Source organism: Prevotellamassilia timonensis, from assembly GCF_900106785.1.
Classification (GTDB): domain Bacteria; phylum Bacteroidota; class Bacteroidia; order Bacteroidales; family Bacteroidaceae; genus Alloprevotella; species Alloprevotella timonensis.
The window spans coordinates 649258-666055 of record NZ_LT629845.1 but is presented as its reverse complement, the minus strand read 5'-3'; the positions used below and the strand labels follow the sequence as shown (position 1 = coordinate 666055).

18 protein-coding genes are annotated in these 16798 nt (G+C 42.7%); 14 read left to right on the top strand and 4 right to left on the bottom strand.

Annotation, left to right across the window (positions count from 1 at the left end; translation table 11 throughout):
* Positions 1-67: 67 nt before the first annotated feature.
* Both BQ5453_RS11345 and BQ5453_RS11340 read right to left on the bottom strand, forming a co-directional pair.
* On the bottom strand, positions 68-1261 hold the full coding sequence (locus BQ5453_RS11345) for an efflux RND transporter periplasmic adaptor subunit (RefSeq protein WP_071123284.1): 1194 nt from the start codon (positions 1259-1261) through the stop codon (positions 68-70).
* 23 nt (positions 1262-1284) lie between these two features.
* Positions 1285-2631 (bottom strand): TolC family protein, encoded by a 1347-nt coding sequence (locus tag BQ5453_RS11340; RefSeq protein ID WP_071123283.1) that lies wholly within the window; start codon positions 2629-2631, stop codon positions 1285-1287.
* A 247-nt stretch (positions 2632-2878) separates the two neighbouring features.
* Between BQ5453_RS11340 and ubiE the strand changes: the two genes are divergently transcribed.
* From ubiE to BQ5453_RS11320, 4 genes are all read left to right on the top strand, one after another.
* Complete coding sequence (ubiE, locus tag BQ5453_RS11335; protein WP_071123282.1) at positions 2879-3616, top strand: bifunctional demethylmenaquinone methyltransferase/2-methoxy-6-polyprenyl-1,4-benzoquinol methylase UbiE; 738 nt, start codon at positions 2879-2881, stop codon at positions 3614-3616.
* 21 nt (positions 3617-3637) lie between these two features.
* Positions 3638-4606 (top strand): methionyl-tRNA formyltransferase, encoded by a 969-nt coding sequence (gene fmt / locus BQ5453_RS11330; protein ID WP_071123281.1) that lies wholly within the window; start codon positions 3638-3640, stop codon positions 4604-4606.
* Positions 4607-4945: 339 nt separating this feature from the next.
* Entirely contained in the window at positions 4946-5647 is a 702-nt protein-coding gene (locus BQ5453_RS11325) for an iron-sulfur cluster assembly scaffold protein (protein WP_022102434.1), read from the top strand.
* Positions 5648-5661: 14 nt separating this feature from the next.
* On the top strand, positions 5662-6681 hold the full coding sequence (locus tag BQ5453_RS11320; protein WP_022102435.1) for a GGGtGRT protein: 1020 nt from the start codon (positions 5662-5664) through the stop codon (positions 6679-6681).
* A gap of 436 nt (positions 6682-7117) precedes the next feature.
* Here the strand turns inward: BQ5453_RS11320 and BQ5453_RS11315 are convergent, their stop codons facing one another.
* Together BQ5453_RS11315 and BQ5453_RS11310 are read right to left on the bottom strand one after the other, a co-directional pair.
* On the bottom strand, positions 7118-7945 hold the full coding sequence (locus tag BQ5453_RS11315) for a PGN_0703 family putative restriction endonuclease (RefSeq protein ID WP_143033395.1): 828 nt from the start codon (positions 7943-7945) through the stop codon (positions 7118-7120).
* 133 nt (positions 7946-8078) lie between these two features.
* Complete coding sequence (locus BQ5453_RS11310) at positions 8079-8993, bottom strand: helix-turn-helix transcriptional regulator (protein ID WP_071123279.1); 915 nt, start codon at positions 8991-8993, stop codon at positions 8079-8081.
* A gap of 159 nt (positions 8994-9152) precedes the next feature.
* Here BQ5453_RS11310 and BQ5453_RS11305 point away from each other — a divergent pair, with 159 nt between their 5' ends.
* The 10 genes from BQ5453_RS11305 (at position 9153) to BQ5453_RS11260 (ending at position 16798) form a co-directional block, all read left to right on the top strand.
* Positions 9153-9512, top strand: a complete 360-nt coding sequence (locus tag BQ5453_RS11305; protein WP_071123278.1) for a DUF2493 domain-containing protein — start codon at positions 9153-9155, stop codon at positions 9510-9512.
* A 286-nt stretch (positions 9513-9798) separates the two neighbouring features.
* The gene (locus BQ5453_RS11300) at positions 9799-10176 is read left to right on the top strand and encodes an ISAon1 family transposase N-terminal region protein (RefSeq protein WP_143033257.1); all 378 of its coding nucleotides are present in this window, start codon (positions 9799-9801) and stop codon (positions 10174-10176) included.
* Positions 10177-10210: 34 nt separating this feature from the next.
* On the top strand, positions 10211-11254 hold the full coding sequence (locus BQ5453_RS11295; protein ID WP_074027632.1) for a transposase: 1044 nt from the start codon (positions 10211-10213) through the stop codon (positions 11252-11254).
* A gap of 168 nt (positions 11255-11422) precedes the next feature.
* Positions 11423-11800, top strand: coding sequence for an ISAon1 family transposase N-terminal region protein (locus BQ5453_RS11290; RefSeq protein ID WP_143033257.1), 378 nt, complete (start codon positions 11423-11425; stop codon positions 11798-11800).
* A gap of 34 nt (positions 11801-11834) precedes the next feature.
* Positions 11835-12878 (top strand): transposase, encoded by a 1044-nt coding sequence (locus tag BQ5453_RS11285; protein ID WP_074027632.1) that lies wholly within the window; start codon positions 11835-11837, stop codon positions 12876-12878.
* A gap of 411 nt (positions 12879-13289) precedes the next feature.
* Complete coding sequence (locus BQ5453_RS11280) at positions 13290-14201, top strand: lysophospholipid acyltransferase family protein (protein WP_071123277.1); 912 nt, start codon at positions 13290-13292, stop codon at positions 14199-14201.
* Position 14202: 1 nt separating this feature from the next.
* Positions 14203-14985 (top strand): Rossmann-like and DUF2520 domain-containing protein, encoded by a 783-nt coding sequence (locus tag BQ5453_RS11275; protein WP_071123276.1) that lies wholly within the window; start codon positions 14203-14205, stop codon positions 14983-14985.
* A gap of 31 nt (positions 14986-15016) precedes the next feature.
* A complete protein-coding gene (locus BQ5453_RS11270; RefSeq protein WP_071123275.1) occupies positions 15017-15535 on the top strand; it encodes a KdsC family phosphatase in 519 nt (172 codons plus the stop codon).
* A 54-nt stretch (positions 15536-15589) separates the two neighbouring features.
* Positions 15590-16171 carry a Maf-like protein gene (locus BQ5453_RS11265; protein ID WP_071123274.1) on the top strand — a complete coding sequence of 194 codons (582 nt, stop codon included), beginning with the start codon at positions 15590-15592 and terminating at the stop codon, positions 16169-16171.
* Positions 16172-16186: 15 nt separating this feature from the next.
* A complete protein-coding gene (locus BQ5453_RS11260; RefSeq protein ID WP_022102443.1) occupies positions 16187-16798 on the top strand; it encodes an L-threonylcarbamoyladenylate synthase in 612 nt (203 codons plus the stop codon).

Sequence of the window (16798 nt, the reverse complement as noted above, 5' to 3'; positions counted from 1 at the left end):
GCATGCAAATCACATTTCAGAATAGCAGAACTCTAAAAACAGATTTTTTAGAACAACCCTTTAGCGTTTACTTTTTCTTTTTGCTTGGCGGACCGGGTGAGAATGGACTTTTCTCTTCACCTGTGCTTGTTTCGTCCTTACCTTCCTCAGTTGTTGAAGCATCTTTCATATCAACAACTACTACTGTGCCCTCCTTTATACCACTAAGTATTTGCGTGCGTGTGCCATTAGTTATACCAGTTTGCACACTGTACGCTTTGAATGTACGTCCCTCGCGCACCCACAATTTGTGGGAACCATTGCAATCAACAATTTTGTCCTTTGCCCCAACCATCTCTTTTGTGGGCATGAAACGCAAAGCCTTCGTAGGAACACTTACAATATTATTTTGCTCAAGCGTATAAATTGTCACGTTAGCCGTTAAACCCGGCTTTAGTTTCAAATTTGGGTTAGGGGCAGAGATCACTACCTCATAGGTAACTACATTATTCTCGGTTGTTGCCTCATTTCGAACCTGTGTTACCGTACCCTCAAATGTTTCGTCAGGATAGGCGTCAACCGAATAGGTTACACGCTGACCAACTTTGACTTCACCTATATCAGCTTCGTCCACACTTGCTACTACACGCATGTCAGTCATATCCTTTACAATTGTGAACAACGTCGGTGTATTGAAGCTCGATGCCACGGTCTGACCTTCCTCAACGGATTTGCTCAAAACGACACCATCAATAGGCGAAGTAATCGTAGCGTAGCTTAGGTTTGTTTTTGCTTTTGTCACGGCCTCTTGACGTTGATTCACAACGCTCTCTGCCTGCTGCAATGACAAGCGTGCAGTTTCATAATCATTAGCACTGATGAGTCCCTTGCCATACAATGTCTTCATGCGTGCAAAATTTGAGCGTTGATAATTCAAATCGCTTTTTGCACCTTCAAGTTGACTCGTTGCACTACGCAATTCGCTCAGCAGATTGGTTTTATCCAGTTCTGCTATAACCTGGCCTTTCTTAACAGGAGAATTGTAGTCTACGTAAATTTTGTCTATGATACCCGACACCTGTGTACCCACTTCGACAGAGGTCACAGCCTCTACCGTTCCTGTAGCCGTCACACTGTTGCCAATCGTGGCCTTTTCAACCTTTGCTGTTTCATAACTAACCTCGAAGGGAGCTTCTTGTTTGTGTAAAAAGTACCATATTCCACCACCAATAGCGAGTAATACTACTATGGCTACAGACCATTTCTTTATATTGACTTTCATATAGATATTTATTGTTGTTTATATTACAATTCGTTGCCCGCATAAAAGTTGAGCAGGTTGCGGTTAAGCAAAGCTGTATATTTGTCTTGCAGCATTGTCTGTTGCGCATCGAGCAAATTTGCACGACTATTCAAAAGTTCGGCTATATTTTTCAAACCGAGATTAAATTGTTCCGTCATTAGCTCATAGCTGGTAGCCATGCTCTCGACACTTGATTTCGCTGCCACGTACTTGGCTTGACTGTTAGTTGCATTTAGCCAATACGTTTCAATGGTTTGGTAGAGCTGTTTTTGAGTATCTTGCAAATCAAGCTGAGCTGTAGTTTCTGCAACCTTTGCACGCTCCACCGCACTCTTATTCTTTCGATTATCAAATATTGGTATGCTCACCGTTACGCCCAAACTACCATTAAAGTTGTTCTTCATTTGCTTAGCCCAATTAGTTTGACTACCAGTCACATGGCTATCTCCTATACTTCCCGTCAGGCTAATTGTTGGCAGATAACCACTCTTGGCAATTTTTGTACTGAGATGGCTTTGCTCGATAGCCAACTGCGAACGCTTAATTTCAGGACGACTATCTAATGCTGATGAATAAATAGCGTCTTTGCTCGGAATACTATTCAACACTTGTACATCAGTAACATCAACTGGCTGCACATCAAATGCTTCATCTGCAGGTAGTTCCATCAACTGCCTTAATTGCATTTTGGCATTGTCAATTTGTGTTCGAACATTCACGACATTATACCGTCCTTGACTAACCTGAGATTGCAGCTGCGCCAAATCCGCCTTGGACATAGAACCTACATTTACCATCTGCTGCCCGCGTTCGCAAATGATTGAGTCTTGCGACAAAAGTGTACGATTTACTTTTTCAGCCTCAGTCATATAGAGTATTTGCACATATAGTTGCGCTATCTGTTCTTTGACCTCGTTAACTTGCGTCTGCGTATCATAGGCAGCCAACTGCTGATTATATTGCGCATTAGTTATACTCATTCGGTTCTTTCCGCCATTCCAAACAACCCATTGCGCATTAATGCCATAGCTACCATTTTGCGTAACCTTGTCTGCTGCTGAAGTGGCTATACCGCCATTTACAAAGCTACCGCCACTCTCTTGAAACGGACGATAACTCACCCCCTGTGTCAAGTCACCACTCAGGCTCGGCAATAGACCCGCCTTGGCCTCGGCCACATCGACGCTGGCACTTTGTTCTGCGGCTGCACTTTTCAATAGCTGCACATTGTGGGCTACCGCATAATCTATGCAGTTTTGGAGAGTCCAAACGCCATTCGTTTGTGCCATACCCACCCAAGGAAGCAATGCTAAAGAAGCCGCTAAACATTTCTTTCGTATTTTATGCATAAGTCTCCGTTTTTATTGTATTTACGAATGCAAAGGTATATGTACCAACATCGGAAAAGAAGCAATAAATACTTATTGACACCATAAAATAGACGAATTGCATAATTTTATCGATGAATAATTGAGCTATATGAAAATGTGAACCCACTCTCCGTCATATTATGCTTATCACGCATTGATACATACTTGCACAAAAATCAATATTTTGTTTGACATTTAAGCCTGATAAAGTAACTTTGCAAGCAATATGACTTACAAGCAAGAAGAAATAAGGCCCTACAACGACACTGAGTCAAAAGGCGCACAAGTTGAAAGAATGTTTGATGGTATCGCACATTCTTACGACCTGCTAAATCATACGCTTTCACTTGGCATTGATAAACAATGGCGCAAAGCCGCCATTGACTCATTACGTCCCTACCACCCCCAAAATATATTAGATGTGGCAACCGGCACAGGAGATTTTGCCATTTTGGCAGCAAAAGAACTGTGTCCCAAGGAATTGCTTGGCGTTGACTTGTCTGAAGGGATGATGAATGTGGCGCGGACTAAAGTGAAAGCCGCACAATTAGACCATATAATACATTTTCAGAAGGAAGACTGCTTGAACCTTTCGTTACCAGACGACACTTTTGACGCAGTAATGGTAGCATACGGCATACGAAACTTTGAGAATTTAGACAAGGGGCTACGCGAAATGTGCCGCGTAATGCGCAAAGGCGGCAGACTTGTTATTATTGAATTAACATCGCCCGTACAATTCCCAATGAAGCAACTTTTCTGGTTATATTCGCATGTACTAATGCCTGTTTTGGGTAAAATCATATCGCGTGACAGCAAGGCTTACACCTACCTGCCCGCTACTATGGAAGCATTTCCACAAGGCGAAGTTATGCAAGGAATACTTCAACAAGCTGGCTTTTCTGACGTTAAATTCAAACGTTTCACGTTTGGACTTAGTACTATGTATTGTGCAACAAAATAAAAACAAGACTCATTCTTTATCATGAACAAGGAAGATTTACGAATAGTATACATGGGAACACCAGACTTTGCGGTGGAACCTTTGCAAAAATTGGTGGAAGGCGGATATAATATAGTTGGTGTCATTACCATGCCAGATAAACCAATCGGCCGCCATCAGACAGATTTATCTGCGTCCCCTGTTAAAAAATACGCAATGGAGAAGGGCCTCAAAGTGCTACAACCTGCAAAACTCAAGGATCCCAATTTCATAGAGGAATTACGTTCTCTACGTGCAGATTTACAAATAGTTGTGGCATTTCGCATGCTGCCAGAAATAGTTTGGTCCATGCCAAAATATGGAACATTCAATCTACACGCAGCGCTACTGCCGCAATATCGAGGTGCGGCCCCTATCAATTGGGCTATCATAAATGGAGATACCGAAACAGGTATTACCACTTTTTTCCTTGACCATGACATTGATACAGGCAGCGTAATTCAACGTGTACCCGTGCCTATTCTTGACACTGACAATGTTGAAGATGTACACGACAAACTCATGCATTTGGGAGGAGACCTCGTGCTCGAGACTGTCGACAACATCTTAAATAACAACGTGCACCCCATTCCACAATCAGAATTACAAACCGAAGAGCCACTTCGACCTGCACCCAAAATTTTCAAAGATACCTGTCGCATTGACTGGAACATGGGCGTAAAACGTACATACGACTTCATCAGAGGACTTTCTCCCTACCCTGCATCGTGGACAGAGCTTATTTACAATGGCAAATCCTCAATTCTTAAGATATACGCATCAAACAAGGAATTCTGCCATGTAGATGTTCCCGTTGGAAGCATACAAACAGACGGAAAAACATATTTTAAGGTGGCACAATCAGATGGGTATCAGCATCTGCAAACAATACAATTAGCGGGCAAGAAGAGAATGCAAATTGCCGATTTTCTACGCGGATTTCATGCCGAAGGCAACATATCTGTTAAGTAACGGATTAGCCATAACGCCAAATCCTAAAACGGACAAACAGGCAAATAACAGCGTTTTTTCATTTAGAAATTCATAGCTGCTTACACACTCCAAATGCGTTGGACAAAAAAAAGAAGCATATAAGAAAGCATCTCTCATTTATGTGGCATAAATCTTATAAGATTGCACAATAAACCCATAAGGGAGTTTGGGGTACGAGTTTCTCGCAGCCCAAATAAGCACTTTGACCAAACGAAAATGCTTTAACTTTTTGCATTTTAGCGAAAGAAGGTGTAACTTTGCGGCTATAAAGCCATCATACAAGAAATAAGTATTCTACTAAATACCAAAACTCAAAACATGGAATATTCACACGAAGTACAGAACATGTGTTGCGTAGCCAAAGGCCCCAACCATGGTCCCGCCCCTATCCCCGAAGAAGGCAAGTGGGTACAAGCAAAGGAAATCAAGGACATCTCTGGTCTTACTCATGGTGTGGGTTGGTGCGCACCCCAACAAGGTGCCTGCAAACTGACTCTGAACGTGAAAGAAGGCGTAATTGAGGAATGCTTGGTTGAAACCATCGGCTGCTCAGGTATGACTCACTCTGCAGCTATGGCCAGCGAAATCCTGCCGGGCAAGACTATCCTTGAAGCCCTCAACACTGACCTCGTTTGCGATGCAATCAACACTGCAATGCGCGAGCTCTTCCTTCAGATCGTATACGGACGTACTCAGAGTGCTTTCTCTGAAGGTGGTCTTGTAGTAGGCGCCGGCCTTGAAGATCTTGGCAAGGGACTTATCAGCCAAATGGGTACGCTCTATGGCACAAAACTCAAAGGTACTCGTTACCTCCAGCTCACTGAAGGCTACATCACAAAGATGTACCTTGACAAGGACGACCAGGTTATCGGCTACGAATTTGTTCACATGGGCAAGTTCATGGACGCTATCAAGAAGGGCGTTGATGCCAATGAGGCTCTCAAGAGTGTAACAGGTCACTACGGCCGCACTACTGCCGAGCAGGGCGCAGTTAAATCTATTGACCCACGTAAAGATTAAGGAGGAACACACAAATGATTAGAGAAGTTAAGTTTGAAAGCCAAGACCGTCGCATGAAGCAGATTCTTGCTGCACTCAACAAGCACGGTATCAAAGACATTGAAGAGGCTAACCAAATTTGCGAGTCTTACGGCATTGATCCTTACATGGAGTGCGAAAGCACACAGATGATCTGCTTTGAGAACGCTAAGTGGGCTTATGTAGTAGGTACTGCTATTGCCCTGAAGGAAAAAGCTAAAGATGCAGTTGAAGCTGCCGAATACATCGGCGAAGGTCTTCAGGCATTCTGCATTCCCGGCTCTGTAGCCGATGATCGTAAGGTTGGTATCGGCCATGGCCGTCTCGCAGCCCGTCTCCTTTCTCCTGAAACAAAATGCTTCGCATTCCTCGCAGGTCACGAGAGCTTTGCTGCTGCCGAAGGTGCTATTAAGATTGCACAGATGGCTAACCAAAGCCGTCCCTCAGACAAACCTCTGCGTTGTATCCTCAATGGTCTCGGCAAGGACGCTGCTATGATTATCAGCCGTATCAATGGTTTCACATACGTACAAACTAAGTTTGACTACTACACAGGCGAACTTAAGGTTGTAAAAGAAACTGCTTACAGTGACGGCCCCCGCGCCAAGGTAAATTGCTATGGTGCAGACGATGTACGTGAAGGCGTTGCCATCATGTGGAAGGAAGATGTTGATGTGTCTATCACAGGTAACTCAACCAACCCTACTCGTTTCCAACACCCTGTTGCTGGTACTTACAAGAAGGAGCGCGTACTTGCAGGCAAGCCCTACTTTAGCGTAGCTTCTGGTGGTGGTACGGGTCGTACACTCCACCCCGATAACATGGCTGCAGGTCCTGCCTCTTATGGTATGACTGACACTATGGGCCGTATGCACTCAGACGCTCAGTTTGCTGGTTCTTCATCAGTTCCTGCACACGTTGAGATGATGGGCTTCCTCGGTATTGGTAACAACCCCATGGTAGGTTGCTCAGTAGCTTGCGCAGTTAAGGCAGACCTCGCTCTCAACAAGAAGTAATAATCTGTTCTTCAGATATTTACGTAAAATAATCCTCCATAATCCTTATAGCGATTATGGAGGATCTTTTGTTTTAGTATACCTGTTGAAATTTGGTTACTTAATAACTTCATCAGCAAGGTCTCTGTATACTTCTCTTTACACTTGACATGTGTTCGGCTATCTCTGCAACTTCTCTAACTGTGGTTGAGTCTATAAAAAATGCGTTACATCAGAATTAATAATATCCAAAGTAACGCATTTAAAATTGTAGATTAAAGGACAATGCATCGATTAATCTTCACGTAAGTACCTATGACTATGGTCAAGACGATGACTATTACGATAGCTTTAATCATAGCACATATTGTTTGAGAAGTTGAACGTTAGCTTATTTCTGCTCCTCTCTCAACCCCTCATGTTCCTTCTCAAACTTTTGTAGAGATTGTAAAAGTACCTATTCAAAGAAATATCTCTTACAAAAGTCGTTGTAATATTTGCTAGGTTTTATTTCGCCTAATATGTCGTTGTAATGAAGTGTTTCAAACTGCATGTTGCTCCAACCCACCTTGTTAATGAGTGCGTTGAACATTTCATGGCATCTGTTGGTTTCTTCTTTGAGCGTATTGACTCTTTCATTCATTTCATCACGCTCAGATGAAGAAAGCAGATTCATAAAACGCTCTGTCATTTTCCACATCACGCTTTGAAAAACGACAGGCTCTCCTTGATATGTAGAGTTTTTGTAGCCGTGGGTATATCTGTACAACGCAAGCAGGTGGCGGCATAGTTGTGTCACATCAAGGTATTTAAACTCTTTTGACTGTTCAAACAATTGATGCCAATCATCGCTAAAGGCTTCAACTTCGATAGGATATCTATCTTTGTCAAGGTAAGCATCATTGATGTCTTTATTGGCACTGTAGTATGGCTCAAGAAATTTGCTTTCAACAAAGTACAAAGTTCCGTTCCTTTTATAGAAGACATCAAGGTTTGCATTCTTGCTGCTTCTTTTCAAAGGAATAGCAGGTTTGTATTCGAAAACGAGCTCGCAAATTTCGCCCAACTCCTCTAAAAGTTTATAGTAATTAACGGCAAGTCCAGTAGAGGAGTTGATCTGTTTGTACTGATTTGGCTTTTGACCGTCTCCTTTACTCAAGATGTCTTTTTGTGCATCTGAGAGTTCGACAAGGGGAGATACATAAGCTGCAGACTCGTTTTGGTCAGTAATTTTGATACCTTGACGATTATATTCATCAAGTATCAGTTTAGTGAATTTATGCATGGTTATGATAATTTGGTGTTTGTTCTTTATTTTGAACGTTTGTTCTCCTATAATATATAATACGAATGAAAATCGCGCTACATAGCATTTTTGAACCATTTTCTGCAAAAACTCAGCAGACAAGTGGCGTTTTTTAGCTTTTCATAAGGTACCTATTCATTGCATCCTTAATTTCAGACATAATTTTTTCGCGATATTCAAGTGGCTCTAATACTTCAACGTGAGAGCCTAAAGCCAATAGTTTTGATTTTAAATCGAGTGTTAGACATACACGATACATAAACTCGGCGTATTCGCCGTATTTTGATTTAACTTCATATTGCGATTTATGTAGAGGCAACATTCGCAAATATTCCACTTCTACACCGTATACTCTGATTTTTAATTTTTCAAGGGGCAATTGGTCATTCACATAAATTCCCACAACATTATCGTAGTACTTTCGGGGTATGAAGTCTTTCGGAAAATCAAACTGAATGTTTGTAGCATGAAAGTCAATAAATCGTTCTAATGCCAAATGCCTAATGGCCTCTTTTTCTTTTATGTAACCAAGCACATACCATCTCCTGTTGTATACTTTCAGCGCATAAGGTTGTAACGTTAGCGTTTCAAGTTGCCCTTCATAACGTTGATAGTCAATTACAACTTCAGTATTGTTTCGCATGGCTTCAATGATGGCATCGAAGTAGGCCGTTCCGTGTGGTATTTCCTCTAATATAATACGGTCGCGCATCATGCTAAAAGTTGAGAAATCTTGTGGAACGCTATACTTACGCAATAGCATTTGTGCGTAAGTATTCTTTTTGAGCACTTCGGGATTTTTGATATAGTATGTGAACAATGAAGATTTGTCGCATGCGATGTCAATGTCAAACATCTCTTTGATGCCCTTGCGATGCTCGTGAAAGGTGCGGATGGATAGACCGCCCATATAAGCATAAGGAGATGCTTGCCATAGCTTAACGATATGTTCAAAATCGAGAGGTATTCTTGACTTGTCAATTGTATCGATGAGCCAAATATACCTAAGATAGGTTTTACTAATCATTTCCTTGCAAATATAAATTAATAAATCAAAAAATCAACAAAATCGGTCTAATAATAATAAAGTCTGCGGACTTTTTGCAGACAAACTGCCCAAAACAACGATATGCGGAATCTTTAATCGTATAAAGATATATACACATATATATAATTTATTTCAAATATGATGCACATTATTATTGCAGGTAGCCGTAATTTTAACGACTACTCAGTTGTTGAAAAAGAAATGATGAACTATATCGGCAAGTTTATCGGCAAGTTAGAAATTGAAATTATTTCGGGTGGTGCAACGGGGGTGGACGCTCTCGGCGAACGATTTGCGCACGAACACAATCTGCCTTTGCGTATTGTTCCTGCCGACTGGAAAACGTATGGGCGATCGGCTGGTCCGCGGCGAAATGAGCAAATGGCTCGTATGGCTGGCACTTTGGTTGCCTTTTGGGACGGTAAGTCGCGTGGCACAAAAAACATGATTAAAATGGCTTGGAAACATGGCTTGATTGTAAAGGTTGTAAACGTATAGCATACAGTAGCTGGACAGGGGTAAAGGTTAGAAAATAAACCTTTGCCCCTTTCGTTTTTGCAACAAAAAACGGCTTGCATTTGATGAGCGGTACCTATACTGTTAATGACATGATAGAAGAGCTAAGAGGGGAACAATGATCTGCCAACTATTGTAATAAATGGGCGCACCCGACAAACCCTGTGGAGGGCTGTGCAGATGCTAACCCAAAAACTGAGTTGCCAAACGATACATGATTGCCCAAAAGTAGTACCTTTGCACTATGAATCAGAATGGCAATAAAAATATGTATGAGGGCCTCGCCTCATATTTCCTCCCCGAAGGAGTTCTTAAATATTTCGAGGTGACAGACTTTGCAACACAGCGTACTCTGGACAAGGATGTTCTTTACACAACAGAGCTTCACATCTATCTGGATGAGCGCGACAATCGCACACCAGACATGAAGGATTCCGTGAGCAATGGTTTTGGGGAAGAATCATGTTTACTTGACTATCCAGCCCGAGACAAGAAGGCGGTACTTCACATACGAAGAAGGCGTTGGACAATGCCGGATGGCACAACAAGAAGTGTTGACCTTGACAAGGAGTTTGAACTGAAGCATAAGGGCACTCGATACGCGAAGGACTTCGCGCTTTTTTTAAAGAGGGCGAATGGACTCTGAGACGATAACCGCTCGTCAGATTGGTTATACGTACATGATTAACAGCTCCACGTTTGCCAAAAGATACAAGGACGCCCTGAGTAACTTCGAGACGTGGGAGCAGAAGGATCACGCATCCAAGTGGATTCTTATTCCGCAAAACGTAGGTAAGGAGCAAGGCATAGACGAGACCTCCCTCCAGGGCGAACTGTACACTATCGTTCACAACAAGGATGCCCATGGTCGCAAGGGTGCAATCATAGCAGTAGTCAAGGGAACGAATCCTGCTGACGTACTGAAGGTTCTCATGCAACTACCTGCAGATAAGCGTGAAATGGTTGAGAATATCACGATGGATCTCTCAGATTGCATGCGTGTCATAGCCCGAGAGGCATTCCCTAAAGCCACAGTCATACGTGACTGCTTCCATGTCGTAAAACGCGGTGGAGAGGGCTGCGAAGAGATACGCCTGCGCCTGAAACGAAAAGCCGTAAAGGAGGCGAACAGACAGAAGGCAGAGTTTCGCAAATACCTCGAAAATCTGGCAGCGCAGAGAAAGGCTTACCGCGAGCGAATGAGGAAAAGGCATGGGAAGAACTGGAAGAAGAGCAAGCGCGGAAGAAAGCCTATGAGGCTGAACACTCGCTTTGAACCCAAAAGGCTTGAAAATGGCGAGACTCTTGTAGAGGCACAGACACGATGTCGCAAGCAATTGTCCATGAGCCGAGAGAAGTGGAGCGCAACGCAGAAAAAGCGTGCGAAGATACTTTTCGCACTCTACCCAAAACTTGAAGAAGCATACAATCTGATCAACTCCCTTAGAGCCATATTCAGAAACAAGAAACTCACAAAGGAGACTGCCAAACAGAATTTCAAGGGGTGGTATGAGAAAGTGGCTTCCTGCACTCTGCGTGAAATCAAGTCCGTACGCGATACCATCAGATTCTATGAGGATGAAATCCTGAACTACTTTGACGGACGTAAGACTAACGCTTCAGCTGAATCGTTGAACTCAAAGATCAAATGCTTTCGTGCACAAGTAAAAGGAGTCATAGACATACCATTCTTCATGTATCGTTTAGCAACAGTTTTGGGTTAGCATCTGCACGGCCTACTCCACAGGGTTTGTCGGGTGCGCCNNNNTGGCGCACCCGACAAACCCTGTGGAGGGCTGTGCAGATGCTAACCCAAAAACTGAGTTGCCAAACGATACATGATTGCCCAAAAGTAGTACCTTTGCACTATGAATCAGAATGGCAATAAAAATATGTATGAGGGCCTCGCCTCATATTTCCTCCCCGAAGGAGTTCTTAAATATTTCGAGGTGACAGACTTTGCAACACAGCGTACTCTGGACAAGGATGTTCTTTACACAACAGAGCTTCACATCTATCTGGATGAGCGCGACAATCGCACACCAGACATGAAGGATTCCGTGAGCAATGGTTTTGGGGAAGAATCATGTTTACTTGACTATCCAGCCCGAGACAAGAAGGCGGTACTTCACATACGAAGAAGGCGTTGGACAATGCCGGATGGCACAACAAGAAGTGTTGACCTTGACAAGGAGTTTGAACTGAAGCATAAGGGCACTCGATACGCGAAGGACTTCGCGCTTTTTTTAAAGAGGGCGAATGGACTCTGAGACGATAACCGCTCGTCAGATTGGTTATACGTACATGATTAACAGCTCCACGTTTGCCAAAAGATACAAGGACGCCCTGAGTAACTTCGAGACGTGGGAGCAGAAGGATCACGCATCCAAGTGGATTCTTATTCCGCAAAACGTAGGTAAGGAGCAAGGCATAGACGAGACCTCCCTCCAGGGCGAACTGTACACTATCGTTCACAACAAGGATGCCCATGGTCGCAAGGGTGCAATCATAGCAGTAGTCAAGGGAACGAATCCTGCTGACGTACTGAAGGTTCTCATGCAACTACCTGCAGATAAGCGTGAAATGGTTGAGAATATCACGATGGATCTCTCAGATTGCATGCGTGTCATAGCCCGAGAGGCATTCCCTAAAGCCACAGTCATACGTGACTGCTTCCATGTCGTAAAACGCGGTGGAGAGGGCTGCGAAGAGATACGCCTGCGCCTGAAACGAAAAGCCGTAAAGGAGGCGAACAGACAGAAGGCAGAGTTTCGCAAATACCTCGAAAATCTGGCAGCGCAGAGAAAGGCTTACCGCGAGCGAATGAGGAAAAGGCATGGGAAGAACTGGAAGAAGAGCAAGCGCGGAAGAAAGCCTATGAGGCTGAACACTCGCTTTGAACCCAAAAGGCTTGAAAATGGCGAGACTCTTGTAGAGGCACAGACACGATGTCGCAAGCAATTGTCCATGAGCCGAGAGAAGTGGAGCGCAACGCAGAAAAAGCGTGCGAAGATACTTTTCGCACTCTACCCAAAACTTGAAGAAGCATACAATCTGATCAACTCCCTTAGAGCCATATTCAGAAACAAGAAACTCACAAAGGAGACTGCCAAACAGAATTTCAAGGGGTGGTATGAGAAAGTGGCTTCCTGCACTCTGCGTGAAATCAAGTCCGTACGCGATACCATCAGATTCTATGAGGATGAAATCCTGAACTACTTTGACGGACGTAAGACTAACGCTTCAGCTGAATCGTTGAACTCAAAGATCAAATGCTTTCGTGCACAAGTAAAAGGAGTCATAGACATACCATTCTTCATGTATCGTTTAGCAACAGTTTTGGGTTAGCATCTGCACGGCCTACTCCACAGGGTTTGTCGGGTGCGCCAATAAATGCATCAGTTCACGAATGAGAATAAATAGTCTCCATAGTCGTTATCGATTATGGAGGCTTTTGCATTTTAACAGCATTCAATTCCTAACGATATTGATATCCTTTATTCATAAAAGTCATATTACATACGTAATAAGAGCCATATTTCTGACAAGAATAGAGTGATATTGCCTTCTTGATTAAGAGCAGCACTTCTTATTACTTCAAACACACAGACTTTGTTTATACAAATCGATTTGTACAGAAGAATTGAAAGTTTAGCATGCAAATCATCTATTTTACAATGATTTTATGTACTTTTGTAGGCAAGCATAAAGAGGAATGGGCTCATCAAACCCATTGTCATTAATAGCACATTAAAATATATGTACACTCTTCTATACGGATTTATATGGTCACTCTCCAAGTTACCTCTGAAAGTGCTCTATGCATTATCAGATATAATATTTGTGCTTGTTTACTACATCGTTCGCTACAGGCGTCGTGTTGTGTCCGAAAATCTTCATAGCTCCTTCCCTGAAAAGAATGCAACGGAACTCAAGCATATAGAAAAGGAATTCTACCAGTTCTTTTCTGACTACATTGTTGAGACCATCAAATTGTGCAGTATTTCTGAGAAAGAGCTTACCAAACGTATGGAGTTTTGCGGAGTAGAGCAGATGATCAACAAACTAAGGACAAGCGGCAAGGACTTTGCATTTATATATCTTGCTCACTACGGAAATTGGGAATGGATTTCATCATTAGCAATGCACATACACAACCTCGCGCCCGAAATGTCGGCAGGGCAAATATATCATCCACTACGTAACAAGAATTTCAACAAATTATTCTTGCAAATCCGTGGCCGTTTTGGTGGAGATAATGTGGGCATGAAAGAGACTTTGCGTTATGTAATAAACAAGCGGAAAGCTCAAATACCCACTATTGTCGGCTTTATTGCTGACCAAGGGCCAAAATGGAACAGCATTCATCATTGGACCGAATTTCTGAACCACAAAACGCCTGTTTTTACTGGTACAGAACAGATAGGCAAAAAAGTTGATGCGCTCATCTTCTACGGACACGTCGAAAGGCCTAAAAGAGGCACTTATCGGTGTACTATAAAATTGATGGAAGACAATATACAAAACAAGCCAGACTTCCAGATTACAGACAAGTATTTTGACTTGCTCGAAGGAACCATCAAGCAACACCCCGCCCTGTGGCTTTGGACGCATAAAAGATGGAAACGTAATTACGAAGAATACATCAGAAGACAAAAATCTCAATCTTAAAATGGAAATTTGCATCATAGGTTCTGGTAATGTGGCAACACACGTGTCGCAGGCTTTAGTTTCTGCTGGACACACTATAAGCGCTATATTCAGTCATCATATTGACCATGCCAAACTTTTAGCTGAAAAATTTGGTGTTTCCTTATATACCGACAACATACAAGAGCTACCAAAATCAGATGCTTATTTCTTCATGATTAAGGACAGCGCTCTGCCTGAAGCCGTAGCACAATTAAAGAAAAATGCACTTGCGCACGATGCTTTATGGATACACACGTCGGGGTGCATGCCATTAAGCACATTTTGCAATGTAACAAACGCTGCTGTCATGTATCCACTGCAGACCATAAGCAAAGGGCACGCCATTAACTTCAGAAACGTACCTCTGTTTATAGAGGGGAATAACGATTTTGCCATCATGCTAATTAAGCAGTTAAGCAATCAACTTTCCGAGTCTGTTACACCTCTAAACTCTGAACAAAGAAAAATTGTACATCTTGCCGCTGTTTTTGCCAATAACTTTACAAACCATTGTTGCACCTTGGCCTATAAATTGCTTGAAGAGAACGGAATTAATCCTAAGTTACTCGTTCCCATTATAGCTGAAACATTTAGGAAAATCGATGAAATTGGCCCTGTCAAAGCCCAAACGGGCCCTGCCGTAAGATGGGACACAAATGTATTACATGCACACACTGATTTGCTCAGGCCAAATCCGGCAATGCAACAAATTTACAAACTTATGAGTGACAGCATACACCATTATCATAGTGAGAACGATTGACAACAACTAACTACACGAAAAGATCAGACAAATGATAGATTATGACTTAAGCAAAATAAAAGCCTTCGCTTTCGACGTTGATGGAGTGCTAAGCTGTAACAATGTCATGTTGTTTGAAGGAGCGCAACCATGTCGCACTGCAAACATCAAGGATGGTTATGCCATGCAGTTAGCTATAAAACAAGGCTATGATATTGCAATCATTACGGGAGGCCGGAGCCAAGCCGTACGTATACGCTACGAAGGACTTGGCATTAAAGACATATTTTTAGGGGCTGGTGTCAAGATCAAGGTATTCAACACGTGGATACACGAAAAAGGCCTGCAAAGTGATGAGGTTATCTACATGGGAGATGACATACCCGACTTCGAAGTCATGCAGCAATGCGGTTGCCCGTGTTGTCCCAATGATGCGGCATACGAAATCAAACAAATAGCACGATATATCAGTCCTGTCAATGGAGGAAATGGTTGTGCACGTGACATTATCGAGCAAGTTATGCGCGCTCAAGGCAAGTGGATGACTGGCACCGAAGCGTTTGGTTGGTAACATACCCCATATTACTGCTATTTATAAACTAATATCTCAAAACATACATATACTATGCTTGAAAATCTAAACAAATACGAAATTGTATTGGCAAGTAATTCGCCAAGACGCAAGGAACTACTTCAACGCATGGGCGTCAACTTCAAGGTGCGTACACTCTTTGGTATAGACGAAAGCTACCCCGACTCACTCAGAGGCGAGGACATTGTATGCTATATTTCGCGCAACAAAGCCAAAGCGTACCAATCATCAATGGCTCCGAATGAGCTACTTATTACGGCCGACACCATTGTGTATGTTGATGGAGAAGTTATGGGTAAGCCTAAAAATGCCGAACAAGCAAAAGAAATGCTTCACAAATTATCTGGCAAGACCCATCAAGTTATTACTGGCGTGACAATTGTCACGGCCAAACGTACAGAGAATTTTGGAGTAACAAGCCAGGTAAAATTTACGAATATCACCGACGAAGAAATAAACTTCTATGTTGACAACTATCTGCCCTTTGACAAAGCGGGTGCCTATGGCATACAAGAATGGATAGGCATTGTAGCTGTTGAAGAAATTAAAGGCAGCTATTTCAACGTCGTCGGACTACCCGTGCAACGTCTTTATCAAAAATTAAAGACATTCTAAACAAATATTGTCTATATGCTCAAACTCTATCCCAAAAACAATCCTCCTCAACGTATTAAGGAGGTGGTTGACATTCTTAATGATGGAGGCGTTATCATATACCCGACAGGCACAACCTACGCATTTGGTTGTCATGCACTAAAAGAGCGCGCCGTAGAACGTATTTGCAAAATACGTCAAATTGACCCCGCTACACACCCACTCTCCGTGATATGTTATGACATGAGTTCTATCAGCGAATATGCGCAAATATCCAATGCTGCATACAAGGTCATGAAACGCAATCTACCTGGTAAATTTACATTCATTATCCCAGGAAAGAGAGTACTTCCTAAAATATTCAGAAGCCGCAAGACTGGAGAGATTGGCATACGCATGCCTGAATCCGACATTGTGCGCGACATACTTCAAGCACTCGATGCACCACTTATGACTGTGTCATTGCCTGCTGACAGTTATGATGACATCGCGTATATAACAGACCCGGGGCTAATCGAAGAAACCTTTGGTTCACAAGTTGATTTGGTTATTGATGGTGGAATTGGCTGCTTAGGCGAAACAACTATTGTAGACTGTCATGACGATGAGTTCAATATCATAAGGCAAGGTGAAGGAATCCTGCAATAG